This window comes from Nonomuraea sp. KM88 (genome assembly GCF_052245635.1).
Taxonomy (GTDB): Bacteria; Actinomycetota; Actinomycetes; order Streptosporangiales; family Streptosporangiaceae; genus Nonomuraea.
Genome location: NZ_JBQQCC010000003.1, coordinates 430,488 through 442,857, shown reverse-complemented (window position 1 = coordinate 442,857; position 12,370 = coordinate 430,488). Strand labels below are relative to the sequence as shown.

Here is a 12,370-nt window from a genome sequence, read left to right as displayed (position 1 = left end):
TGCGGTGCGGGCTCTGGAAGAGGCGGGCGTGGCCGGTCCGGCCGGTCTCCTTGCGCGCATTGCCGAGGGCTCTGGGAAGGACGGGCGTGGCCGGGCCGTGGACGGCCCGGCCGGCCCCTGTGTCAGGTGCGGCGGAGCTGGAAGGTCAGCCCCAGGTCCTCGTCGGTGTGGGATGGCAGATCTGCCATGGTGCCTTCCGTGACCGACGTCGCCAGCACCTCCTCCGCCACGACCTGCCAGTCCGACCGCAACGCCGCGGCCAGGTCAGGCGAGGACACGGTCCACCACAGCTCGATCCGGTCCGTGATGGACAGGCCGGTCGACTTGCGGGCCTCCTGGACCAGGCGGATGACCTCGCGCAGCAGACCCGCGCGGCGCAGGTCGTCGGTGAGCTCGAGGTCCAGGGCGACCGTCTCGCCCGTGCCCGTGCCGATCGCTCCCGTCTCTACCGCCCAGCCCGAGCGGGGCTGCTCGTTGACGATCACCTCGTCGGGGCCGAGCGTGACCTCGCCCAGGTCGCCCGCCTCCACCGTGACCGTGGAGCCCGAGCGCAGGGCCCTGGCCACGTCGGTGGGATCGGCGGCGGCCACCGCGGCGGCCACGACCTTGGTCTGGGAGCCGAAGCGCTTGCCCAGGGCGCGGAAGTTGGGCTTGACGGAGTAGGACACCAGATCGGCGCTGAAGCCGGACATGTCCTCCAGAGCCTGGACGTTGAGTTCGTCGGCCACCAGACCGCGCAGTTCGGCGGGCAACGACGGCCAGCCGTGCGCGCCCACCAGGGCCCGGCGGAGCGGCTGCCGGGTCTTCACACCCGACGACGCACGGGCCGAGCGGCCCAGCTCCACCAGCCGGCGGACCAGGGCCATCTGGTCCGACAGCGCCGGGTCGAGCAGGTCGTCACGCGCCTCGGGCCACGAGGCCAGGTGCACCGAGGAGGGGGCGTCCCCCGGCCGCAGGATGTCCCACAGGTAGTCGGTGACGAACGGCGTGACGGGCGCCATCAGCCGCAGCACCGTCTCCAGGCACTCGTACAGGGTGGCGAACGCGTCCTGCTCTCCCTGCCAGAAGCGGCGGCGGGAGCGGCGGACGTACCAGTTGGACAGGTCGTCGAGGAAGTCGGCCAGCCTGCGCCCGGCCCGCTGGGTGTCGTAGTCGTCGAGCGACGCCGTGACCTCGGCCACCGTGCGGTGCAGCTCGGCCAGCGCCCAGCGGTCGAGCAGCGGGCGCTCGGCCGCCGGTGTGGCCTCCCGCAGCCGGGACGGCGACCACGACTCGGCGTTGGCGTAGAGGGTGAAGAACGACGCGGTGTTCCAGAGCGTCAGCAGGACCTTGCGGACGATCTCCTCGAGGGTGTTGTGTCCCACCCGGCGGGACGCCCATGGCGATCCCGAGCAGGCCATGAACCAGCGCAGGGCATCGGCGCCGTGCTGCTCCATCAGCGGGATCGGCTCGAGGATGTTGCCCAGGTGCTTGCTCATCTTGCGGCCGTCCTCGGCCAGGATGAGGCCGAGGCAGAGCACGTTCTCGTAGGAGGACTGTCCGAAGACGAGGGTGCCGACGGCCATCAGCGAGTAGAACCAGCCGCGCGTCTGGTCGGTGGCCTCGCAGATGAACTGCGCAGGGTAGACGCCCTCGGGCCTGCCGCGCTCGCCCCACTGGGCGAACGGCATGGAGCCCGAGTCGTACCAGGCGTCGATCACGTCGGGGACGCGCCGGGCCGGCGCGCCGCAGTCGGGGCAGGCGAAGGTCACGTCGTCGACGTACGGGCGGTGCGGGTCGAGGGCCGAGACGTCCTGGCCGGCCAGCTCGCCCAGCTCCTGCAGCGACCCGACGCACGTCACGTGGGAGTCGTCGGCCGAGCACACCCACAGCGGCAGCGGCGTGCCCCAGTAGCGCGAGCGCGACAGCGACCAGTCGACGTTGTTGCGCAGCCACTCGCCGAACCGGCCCCACTTGATGGTGTCGGGATACCAGTTGGTCCTGGCGTTCTCGGCCAGCATCTGGTCCTTGACCGCGGTGGTGCGGATGTACCAGGACGGGAGCGCGTAGTAGAGCAGCGGCGTGTGGCAGCGCCAGCAGTGGGGGTAGCTGTGGTCGAAGTGGCCGCCGCGGAAGAGCAGCCCGCGGGCGCGCAGGTCGTCGGTCAGCTCCTCGTCGGCGTCCTTGAAGAAACGCCCGCCGACCATGGGCACGTCGTCGAGGAAGCGGCCGTCGGGGCCGATCGGGTTGACGACCGGCATGTCGTACCGCTTGATGACGGCCAGGTCGTCGGCGCCGAACGCGGGAGCCTGGTGGACCAGGCCGGTGCCGTCGTCGACGGTGACGTAGTCGCCCAGCACGACGTAGTGGGCGCCGGGGATGTCGACCAGGTCGAACGGGCGGGAGTAGGGGGTGTGCTCCAGCTCGCGCCCGGTGTAGCGGGCCAGCTCGGTCGCGTCCTCGCCGAGCACGGACAGCAGCGGCTCGGCCACCACCAGCACCTCGCCGCCGGCGGTGCGGGCGGCGACGTAGGTCACGTCGGGGTGCACGGCGACCGCCGTGTTCGACACGAGCGTCCACGGTGTGGTCGTCCAGATCAGCAGCGCCGCACCCAGCTCGGCCAGCGGGCCGGACGTGACGGGCATGCGGACGTAGACGGACGGGCTGGAGACGGTCTCGTAGCCGCCGGGCTGGCCCAGCTCGTGGTCGGACAGGCCGGTGCCGCAGCGCGGGCAGTAGGGGGTGATCCGGAAGTCGCGGAACAGCAGCCCCTTGTCGTGGACGACCTTCAGCGACCACCACACCGACTCGATGTAGGAGGGGTCCATCGTCCGGTAGGCCTGGGACAGGTCGATCCAGTAGCCCATGCGCTCGGTCAGCTGCTCGAACGCGTCGACGTGCCGCAGCACCGACTCGCGGCACTTGGCGTTGAACTCGGCGATGCCGTATGTCTCGATGTCCTTCTTGCCGGACAGGCCCAGCTCGCGCTCGACGCCGACCTCGACGGGCAGGCCGTGGCAGTCCCAGCCGGCCTTGCGCGGGACGCTGAACCCGCGCATGGACTTGTAGCGCGGGAAGAGGTCCTTGAAGACGCGCGCCTCGACGTGGTGGACGCCGGGCAGGCCGTTGGCGGTGGGCGGGCCCTCGTAGAAGACCCACGACGGGTTGCCGGTGTTCTGCTCGACGGACCGCTCGAAGATCTTCCCGTCCCGCCAGCGGTCGAGGACCTCGCGCTCGAGCGCGGGCAGGTCGACCTGCGCGGGAAGAGAGCGGAATGTTGGGGACATCTCGGGCGTGACCTCCACGCTTGATCGGCCGGCTGGCTGGCGTGAAGGGACGAAGCCGTGCGGCTCCGCGGTACCACCCTTCTTGGCTCCGCGCTGGGCGGGGCCCTCTTCCTTTGCTCTGCTGCCGGTTCTAATGAGCTCGGACGAGCCGTTCTTCCGGCGGCTCCGGGGTGATATCCCTCACAGTAGGGCCCCATCAACGCCTCGCAGATTCAAACCATAACGCAGAGTGGGGGCGAAGGCTTCCCGGTTTCCCTGGTGGGGCATGCTACGGCCAAGGATGTTCGGACATGTCAGTCCGGAAGTCGTAAACGGTGACAAAGTTGTGGGAATGGACGCCGCTGAGGAGGAGTTGAATGCGCGAGGCGGGATAGTACGGGGGAGGTAAACCGTCCGGCGGGTCGTTTGCCGTTCCGTTATCCGGATCCTAAGCTGCCCGCACCATTACGGCCTTGATCAGCAATGGAGGCAGCCATGGCGGCAGTCACGCAGACCGCTACACCGTCGATGTGGTCGGACGAGGAGCTGGCCGAGGTGCGCGGCAGGCTGCAGAGCGAGACCGACGAACTCAACGCGGACATCCTCCGGCACGAGTCCGAGATAGCCTCTGGAGACGTCACCCAAGGAGCCGGCGACGACCAGGCGGACGCCGGCGCGAAGACGTATGAGCGCGAACGCGAGATCGCCCTTACCCTGAATGCGCGCGATCTGGTCGCGCAGAACGAACGTGCGATCGCCAGGATCGACGCAGGGACCTACGGAGTGTGCGAATCGTGCCACAAGCCGATCGGCAAGGAACGCCTTCAGGCGTTCCCGAGGGCGACGCTGTGCGTCAAGTGCAAGCAGAAGGAGGAACGCCGGTAGGCAACCCACGCCGGCGCCTCTTCGCCGTCCTCATCGTGCTGGCGGCCGTGATCTACGCGGCCGACCTCGTCACCAAGACGGTGGTGTTGCGCACGCTTGAGGGCGAGGCGCCGCTGGTCGTCATCCAGGACGTCCTGCAGTTCAGGGTGATCTTCAATCCCGGAGCCGCGTTCAGCATCGGCACCGGGATGACGTTCATCTTCACCATCATCGCGGCCGGAGTGGTGGTCGCCATCGTACGCACCGCCCGCAAGCTGGGCAGCAGGGCCTGGGCGGTCACGCTCGGCCTGCTGCTCGGCGGGGCGTTCGGCAACCTCACCGACCGCCTCCTGCGCTACCCGTCGGGCATCGGGCGCCCCACGCAGTTCCAGGGGCACGTCGTCGACTTCATCGAGGTGTTCCCCGGGCACTTCCCCGTGATCGACTATTTCCCCGTCTTCAACGTCGCCGACTCCGCGATCGTCTGCGGCGGCATCCTCGCCGTGCTCCTGGCCTGGCGCAACGTGCAGATCGACGGCTCCAAGGAGGTGGCCGGGGATGACTGAGCAGCGGAGCCTGCCGGTCCCCGACGGCCTGGAAGGCGAGCGGCTCGACGCCGCCCTCTCGCGGTTGTTCGGCTTCTCCCGCACGCGCGCGGCCGAGCTGATCGGGGCCGGCGAGGTGCTGGTCGACGGCAGGCAGCCGGCCAAGAGCGACCGGGTGCACGCGGGCGCCTGGCTCGACGTGACGATGCCGCCGCCGATCACCACGCCCATGCCGGTCGCCGAGCCGGTGCCGGGCATGACGATCGTCCACGAGGACGACGACATCGTGGTGGTCAACAAGCCGATCGGGGTGGCCGCCCACCCGACCGTCGGCTGGACGGGCCCCACCGTGATCGGCGGGCTGATGGGGGCCGGGCACACGATCGCCACCAGCGGCGCGGCCGAGCGGCAGGGCATCGTGCACCGGCTCGACGCCAACACCACCGGCGCTATGGTGGTGGCCAAGAGCGAGCACGCCTACTCCCACCTCAAGCGGGCCTTCAAGGAACGTACGGTCGACAAGCGCTACCACGCGCTGGTCCAGGGGCATGCCGACCCGTTCAGGGGCACCGTCGACGCGCCCATCGACCGGCACCCGTCGGGTGACGGCAGGTTCGCCGTGGTGGCGGGCGGCAAGCCGTCCGTGACCCACTACGACACGATCGAGGCGTTCCGGGCGGCGTCGCTGCTCGACATCAAGCTGGAGACCGGGCGCACCCACCAGATCAGGGTGCACATGTCGGCGCTGCGCCACCCGTGCGTCGGAGACCTGCTCTACGGCGCCGATCCCACGCTCGCGGCCAGGCTGGGGGTCACCCGGCAGTGGCTGCACGCGGTCGCGCTGGGGTTCGAGCACCCGGCGACGGGCGAGTGGATGTCGTTCAGCACCGACTACCCGCAGGACCTGCAGAAGGCCCTCGACATCGTCCGCGCCGAGTCCTGATCAGGACCCGGTTTCGCTCTCCTGGCTCTCGCCGTCCGCCGCCCCGCCGTCCGCCCTGTCGTCCTTGGAGCCCTCGACCTGGCCGGGAGTACGGCTGGGCCGCTCCGCCTTCTCGTCCTCGCGCGGTTTCTCCGCGGGCTCGGTGGGTGCGGGCGCGCGCGTGCCGCGGCCGCGTTCCTCGCGAGGGGTTTCCGGCCGCTCACGGGCCGTCGGCGGCGCCGGCGTCTCCCCTCCCGGCTCGGAGAACGGACCCGGTCTGGAGTCGGGGCCGCTCTCCGAGGATCGTTCCGGCCCCGGTGACGCCTCCTCCGGCGCCTCCTCCGACGGTGCCTCCGACGACGGCTCCTCCGCCGGCGTCGGTTCGCCCGAGGTCGTCACCACGGGGGGCACCTGCTGGCGTGCCGGCACGTTGTACGGCTGGTTCGAGAACCACGCCGCGCCTCCCGTGACGAGCCCCACGAGCAGCGCGCCTCCCGCGATCGCGGCCAGCTGCCGCCCGCGCCTCCGTCGCGCCGTCCGTCGCGCCGTCCCCGGGACCGTCGGGGGCGGCGCGTCCCCGCGCGTCTCCGGCGCGGCGAAGGGGCCCGTGGGTTCGGGCGCCGCGCCCGCGATGATCGTGGCCAGCCGCTGCTCGGCCTCCTCCAGCGCCATGCGCTCGGCCGGGTTCTTGCGCAGCAGACCGAGCAGTACGGGCGCCAGCGTCCCCGCGCGCGACAGCGGTTCCGGCTCGGCGTGCATGACCGCGCCCAGCGTGGCCAGGGCGTTCTCCCGCTGGAAGGGCGAGCCGCCCTCGACCGCCAGGTAGAGCGTCGCGCCCAGCGCCCACAGGTCCGAGGCCGGTCCCGCCCGGCCGCCCGCGGCGCGTTCCGGCGCCATGTAGGCGGGCGTGCCGATCAGGATGCCCGTCCTGGTGACCGGGGCCTCGTCCTCCGTGGTCGCGATGCCGAAGTCGGTCAGCACCGCCCGGCCGTCCTTGGTGAGCAGCACGTTGTCCGGTTTGACGTCCCGGTGCAGCACACCCGCCGCGTGGGCCGCGCGCAGCGCCTCCAGCAGTTGCAGCCCGATGCGGGCGGCCTGCGCCGCGGGCATCGGGCCGTCCTCGCGGATCGCCTCGCCGAGCGTGCGGGAGCGGACCAGCTGCATGACGATCCACGGGTGCCCGCGCTCCTCCAGGACGTCGTACACGGCGGCGACGCTCGGGTGCGCCACCCGGCCGGCGGCCCTGGCCTCGCGGAAGGTGCGTACGGCGAACACCTCCCGCTCCGAGCCCGTCAGGTCGGGAGGCGGCAGCACCTCCTTGACGGCCACGTCCCTGCCGAGCACCTCGTCGTGCGCCTGCCACACCGTGCCCATGCCGCCCTGGCCGATCGTCCTGACCAGCCGGTACCGTCCACCGACCATCCCCGTTGCATCGGTCATGCACGAGCGACTACCCAGTAAAAATCCGGACAAGCGCGGTAGTGGCTGCAGCGGATGCCAGAACTACCAGAAACGGGGCACGCAGCAGCAGGGCGATCACCGCCGCGCCGAGACCCGCCGTACGGGCCGGGTCGAACCGCAGCCCGCCCTCCTCGGTGAACATCTGCACCGCGATCAGCGCCGCCAGCAGCGCCACCGGCACCAGCTCGGCGAACCTGCTCACCACCGGATGCTCCAGCACCCGCTGCGGCGCGGCCAGCCCGGCCAGCTTGAGCGCGTAGCAGCCCGCGCAGAGCGCGGCGATGGCCCACCACAACGTCATCGGGCCATCACCACCAGAACCGCCGCGGCCGACAGCAGCACGGGGACGCCCGGCGGCAGGAACGGGGTCGCGCACAGGGCGATCGCCGCGCCGGCCCCGGCCAGCAGCCGCAGCTCGGCGCTCTTCGCCAGACGGGGCCACAGGATGGCGAGGAACGCGGCCGGGCCCACCACATCCAGGCCCACCACGTCGGGGTCGCCGAGGAACGACGTGCCGTACGCGCCCGCCAGGGTGGTGAGGTTCCAGGTGACGTAGAGGCTGGCGAACGTGGTCGCGAACCCGGTGCGCGCCGCCTCCGGGGTCGGCTGGGCCAGGGAGACGGCCGCGGTCTCGTCGATCACGCCGTGCGCGGCGACCAGCCGGCGCGGCCCGCGTACCCGCAGCAGGTCGGCCAGGCGCAGGCCGTACAGGGTGTTGCGGCCGCCGAGCAGCAGCGCGCCGAGGGTGGCGGCCACCAGGTCGCCGCCCGCGCCCACCGCGCCCGTCAGCGCGAACTGCGAGGCGCCGGTGAACGTCAGCAGGCTCAGCACGCACGCCTGCGGCACGCTCAGGCCCGCGGTGACTGCCGCGGCGCCGAAGGCGAGCCCGGACAGCCCCACGGCCAGGCCCACGCCGAAGCCGTCCCGCACGGCGGCGGAACGGTGTGTTGTCTGTTCCATGCCGCCGAGGCTAGGCGTGGGGTCAAGCGCCGGTCTTGTACGTTCCTGCGGCGCGCTGGTAGGCGGCGGGAGGAACGCCCACGACACGCTTGAAATGCCGGTTGAGGTGGGCCTGGTCGGTGAAGCCCACCTCGACCGCCACCTGCGCGGGGCGTACCCCGGACAGCAGCAGCCGGCGCGCCTGGCGTACCCGGAGCGAGGTGAGGTAGGCGTGCGGCGGCATGCCCGTCGCGGCCTTGAACGCCCGCAGCAGCGCGAACGGCCGCGCCCCCACGGCGCCAGCGAGATCGTCCAGCGTCGGCGGGTCGACTAGGCTGCCGTGGAGCAGGTCGAGCGCCTCCCGCACGGCCCGCCTGCCCTCGGCGGGCAGGGCCGCGGCCGGCCTGGGCGTGGCGTGGCGCGTCAGCAGCCGGGCGAACAGGGTGCGGCTCAACGTCGAGGCGGCCAGCGCGTCGCCCCGCTCGGCCGCCTGGTGCGCCCGCCCGAGCAGGGCGGCCACGTCGTTGTCGCGCACCACCTGCTCGGGGAAGTGCGGCGTCGCGTAGGGGGCGCCCAGCTCGGCGGCGATCGCGGCCAGCGCGTCCAACGACGGATAGAGCATGCGGTACGCCCACCCGCCGGGCACGCCGGCCTGCCCGGTGTGCACCGAGTCGGGGTTGACCAGCACCAGCTCGCCCGTGCCCGCCCGGTGCAGGGTGCCGCGGTAGTGGAACTCCTCGACGCCGCCCACGATGACCCCGATGGCGTAGCCGTCGTGCACGTGGCGGGAGAAACGGTGGGTGACGTAGCGGGCTTTGAGCAGGTCGGTCTCCGGCACCGCCGGGTGCCGCCAGAAGTGCGCCTGTTCCTTCATGGTCATACGGGCATGGTCATCAGGGCATGGTCATCCGGGTCTGAACGTCTTCGCGAACGCCGCGAAGTAGTGCCGGTCGCGCTGCCAGCGCGCCTGGGTGGTCTCCCAGTAGAGAGCGTACGGGCGGCCGTCCGCGGTGTGGAAACCGCGGTTGAGCACGTGAATGATGGAACCGTCGCGCTCCCGGGTGAATTCCCAGTCGGCGGCCTCGCGGCCGAGGAACCTCGTGGGCGTGATGCGGATGCGCTCGTAGCCCTTGAACAGCTTCTTCGCCAGGATCTCCTTCTCGAGGCCGATCCAGTGCCCGCGCGGGTCGTCCCACGGAATGTCGGGGACGGTCCACTCGACGATCATCGTGCCGGGGGCGCCGGGGCGGGAGAAGGAGACGCTGTCCCTGGTGGCGTGCTTCTCCGCCCTCCACTGCCGGGGCAGGGCGATCGAGAAGCGGCCCGCGGCGCTCGTGTACCTCCGCCAGCCCTCGGGCACCGGCGCATTCGTGGGGTCCGGCCCAGTGGTGGGCCCAGCGGTGGGTTCAGCGGGCGTGGGCGTCGCGGTGGGCTCGCCGCCGGTCGTGGGGTCGGTCTGGGGGCCGGTCGTGGAGGTCGCCGTCCATCCGTCGGAGAGCAGCACGCCTGCCGTGGCCAGCACCGCCACCCCGATCACCGCCGCGGGCACCGCGATCCACCAGGTCCTGGCACGCTCACGCCGGCCGGTTTCCGTGGACCGCCTGTCGCCGGTGGGAAACCGGTCGCCGGTCGCCGCGCGGGCGCCGTCCGGCGGGCCGGGGGCTTCGGCGGTGCCGCCCGCCAGGCCTGGCGTCGCGGGGCCGGTGGCCGTCGCCGGCCGGTCGGGTGCGCCGGCGACGTCGTACAGGAGCCTGGCGGCCTCTTCCGCGGGCATCCTGGCGGCAGGGTTCCTGCGCAGCAGGCCCATGATGACCGGCTCCAGCGCGCCGGCCCGCGTCGGCGGCTCGGGCTCGTCACGCAGGACCGCCGCCACGGTCGCGGCCCACGAGTCGCGCTTGAACGGCGGCTCGCCCTCGACGGCCGCGTAGAGTGTCGCCCCCAGCGACCACAGGTCGGACTCGGGCCCGGCCGGATCGCCGTTCAGCCGCTCGGGAGGCATGTAGGCGGGCGTGCCCACCACGTTGCCGGTCGCCGTCAGCCCCGCCTCCGCCTCCATCGAGGCGATGCCGAAGTCGGTGAGCACCACCCTGCCGTCGTCGGCCAGCAGCACGTTCTCCGGCTTCACGTCGCGGTGCAGCACCCCCGTCGCGTGCGCGGCCCGCAGGGCGCCGAGCACCCGGCCGCCGATCACCGCGGCCTGCCCCACGCGCAGCGGACCGCTCTCGCGGACCACCTCGGCCAGCGAGCGGGAGGGGACCAGCTGCATGACGATCCACGGGCGGCCGTCCTCCTCGACGACGTCGTGGATGACGATCACCGACGGGTGGTCGAGGCGGCCCGCCGCTCTGGCCTCCCTGATGGTCCTGCGGGTGAGCTCGGCCCGCCGCGCGTCGCCGACGCCGGAGTAGCGGACCTCCTTGATCGCGACCGTGCGGTCGAGCAGCTGGTCGTAGGCCCGCCAGACCACGCCCATCCCGCCCTCGCCGAGAGGCTCGAGGAGGTGGTACCGGTTGCTGACCCGCCTTTCCACGCGGGGAAGCCTACTTCGCAGGTTTGAACGTCGCGCAGAACCCTTCGAAGAAGTCGTAGTCGGCCTTCCAGTGGCTGTTCAGGGTGTGCCAGTAGATCGCGTACGCCCGTCCGTTGGTGGTGACGAAGCCCCGGTTGCGCACACGGGTCTTGCCCGTGTTGGTGTTCCAGGTGAAGTCCCAGTCGGCCGCGGCCTTCATGTAGCCGAACTTCGCGGCGTCGACCTTCTTGATGTCGAGCTTCTTGTAGCCACCGAAGTTGTGCTTGAGCTGCGGCTCCTGCTTCTTCCAATCCTTGTACGGGTCACTCCCCGGCTCGGCCGCCTCTTCGATCATCAGGTAGGCGTTGGACGCCGCGCCCGGCCCCTTGAACTTGACCTGCCTGCCGCCGCGGTCCCATACGTCCCAGCCCTTGGGTAACCCGATGGAGAAGCCCAGTTTCTTGTCCTTGTACATCTTCCACCCGTCCGGCAGCGCGTTCGCCGTCTCGGTGGGCTCCGGCTCGGGGGTCGGGCTGTCGCTGGGACTCGGCGAGGGATCACCCGACGGGCTCTCCGACGCGCTCTCCGACGGGGAGGCGCTCGGCGACGCCTGCGTGAGCGTCGCGGGCGCGGAGGAGACCGGCCCGCCCGCCGCCTGGTCGTCGGGGACCGAGTTCAGGCCGAGGTAGCCGCCCACGCCGGCGACGAGAACGACCGCCGCGGCGGCCGCGACGACGATCCCGGCCCGCACCTGGCCCGGCCTGGCCGCGTCCACCGTCGGCTCCGACGCCGGCCGGGGCTCCTCCGTCAGCGGGGAGATCCGGGCGCCGGTCTCAGGGACGGCCTTGGCCGCCGCGGCGGCCGCCAGAGCCGGGTCGGTCGGGGTTTCGTCCACGGCCGGAGCGGGCGCCCGCCGTGGCCTGCTCGCCGACACGGGCGGGAACGGGACCTTGCGCGCCTTGGCCGGTGTGCCGGCCGGAGGGGGCACCTCGAGCGGCTGGGCGGCGGGGAACTGCGCCGTCGGCGGCGGACTCGCCTGCGCGATGGCGGCGCGCAGCAGCCGCTGCGTCTCCTCGTACGTGAGCCGCTGCACCGGCTCCTTCACCAGCAGTCCGCTGATCACTTCGGCGAGCGGGCCGGCGTGCGGCATGGGATCGGGCTCGTCGGTGAGCACGGCGTGCATCGTGGCCAGGGCCATCCCCCGCTCGTGCGGGGAGCGGCCCTCCACGGCCGTGTACAGCGTGGCGCCCAGGGACCACAGATCCGACTCGCGCCGCGCGGGCAGCCCCTTGAGCCGCTCGGGCGCGATGAACGCCGGGGTGCCGGCCAGCCCCGTCACGGTCAGCTGCGTCTCCGTCTCCAGCGTGGCGATGCCGAAGTCGGTCAGCACGACCCTGCCGTCGTCGGCGAGCAGCACGTTCTCCGGCTTGACGTCGCGGTGCAGCACGCCCGCCTCGTGGGCGCGGTGCAGCGCGTCGAGCACGGCCAGGCCGATCTCGGCCACCCGCTTGGGCGGCAGCGGCCCGTCCTGCTTGATCACCGTGCCCAGCGAACGTGACTGGACGAGCTGCATGACGATCCAGGGCCTGTCATCCTCCTCGATCACGTCGTGCACGACGATCACGTTGGGATGCTCGAATCTCGCGGCCGCTCTCGCCTCGCGCATGGTGCGCCGGTTCAGCAACTGCACCTCATCGCCCAGGGCGGCGGCGTACCTGACCTCCTTGACCGCGACCGTGCGGTCGAGGAGCTCGTCGTAGGCACGCCAGACGATGCCCATTCCGCCCCTGCCGATGGGTTCCTGCAGCTGGTAGCGGCCGGCGATGCGGCGTCCGTCCTGCTTGCGATCCGACATCAACGGCCTCAAACCCTCCTCTAGGCCAAG

10 protein-coding genes are annotated in these 12,370 nt (G+C 72.0%); 3 read left to right on the top strand and 7 right to left on the bottom strand.

The features are described from left to right. Window positions 1-122 precede the first annotated feature (122 nt). A complete protein-coding gene (ileS, locus tag ACTWPV_RS11595) occupies window positions 123-3,266 on the bottom strand; it encodes an isoleucine--tRNA ligase (RefSeq protein WP_443151745.1) in 3,144 nt (1,047 codons plus the stop codon). A gap of 474 nt (window positions 3,267-3,740) precedes the next feature. On the opposite strand from ileS, the gene ACTWPV_RS11590 reads away from it, so the two are divergent. The 3 genes from ACTWPV_RS11590 to ACTWPV_RS11580 are packed head-to-tail and all read left to right on the top strand — an operon-like array spanning window position 3,741 to window position 5,597. Next, window positions 3,741-4,130, top strand: a complete 390-nt coding sequence (locus ACTWPV_RS11590) for a TraR/DksA family transcriptional regulator (protein ID WP_347642760.1) — start codon at window positions 3,741-3,743, stop codon at window positions 4,128-4,130. Between the two features lie 35 nt (window positions 4,131-4,165). After that, on the top strand, window positions 4,166-4,675 hold the full coding sequence (locus ACTWPV_RS11585; protein ID WP_347642761.1) for a signal peptidase II: 510 nt from the start codon (window positions 4,166-4,168) through the stop codon (window positions 4,673-4,675). Further along, entirely contained in the window at window positions 4,668-5,597 is a 930-nt protein-coding gene (locus ACTWPV_RS11580) for an RluA family pseudouridine synthase (RefSeq protein WP_443151744.1), read from the top strand. Before ACTWPV_RS11585 ends, ACTWPV_RS11580 begins: the two co-directional genes overlap by 8 nt. Here ACTWPV_RS11580 and ACTWPV_RS11575 read toward each other — a convergent pair whose 3' ends face one another. Genes ACTWPV_RS11575 through ACTWPV_RS11550 form a run of 6 tightly spaced genes read right to left on the bottom strand, consistent with a single transcriptional unit; the run spans window position 5,598 to window position 12,340 of the window. Continuing rightward, complete coding sequence (locus tag ACTWPV_RS11575; RefSeq protein WP_443151743.1) at window positions 5,598-7,016, bottom strand: protein kinase domain-containing protein; 1,419 nt, start codon at window positions 7,014-7,016, stop codon at window positions 5,598-5,600. Between the two features lie 10 nt (window positions 7,017-7,026). Beyond that, a complete protein-coding gene (locus ACTWPV_RS11570; RefSeq protein ID WP_443151742.1) occupies window positions 7,027-7,338 on the bottom strand; it encodes an AzlD domain-containing protein in 312 nt (103 codons plus the stop codon). Next, the gene (locus ACTWPV_RS11565) at window positions 7,335-7,997 is read right to left on the bottom strand and encodes an AzlC family ABC transporter permease (protein ID WP_347642765.1); all 663 of its coding nucleotides are present in this window, start codon (window positions 7,995-7,997) and stop codon (window positions 7,335-7,337) included. Before ACTWPV_RS11565 ends, ACTWPV_RS11570 begins: the two co-directional genes overlap by 4 nt. A gap of 22 nt (window positions 7,998-8,019) precedes the next feature. Then, window positions 8,020-8,856, bottom strand: a complete 837-nt coding sequence (locus ACTWPV_RS11560) for an AraC family ligand binding domain-containing protein (RefSeq protein WP_443151741.1) — start codon at window positions 8,854-8,856, stop codon at window positions 8,020-8,022. 24 nt (window positions 8,857-8,880) lie between these two features. Beyond that, complete coding sequence (locus tag ACTWPV_RS11555; RefSeq protein WP_443151740.1) at window positions 8,881-10,506, bottom strand: protein kinase domain-containing protein; 1,626 nt, start codon at window positions 10,504-10,506, stop codon at window positions 8,881-8,883. A 10-nt stretch (window positions 10,507-10,516) separates the two neighbouring features. Further along, window positions 10,517-12,340, bottom strand: coding sequence for a protein kinase domain-containing protein (locus tag ACTWPV_RS11550; protein WP_443151739.1), 1,824 nt, complete (start codon window positions 12,338-12,340; stop codon window positions 10,517-10,519). Window positions 12,341-12,370: the final 30 nt, after the last annotated feature.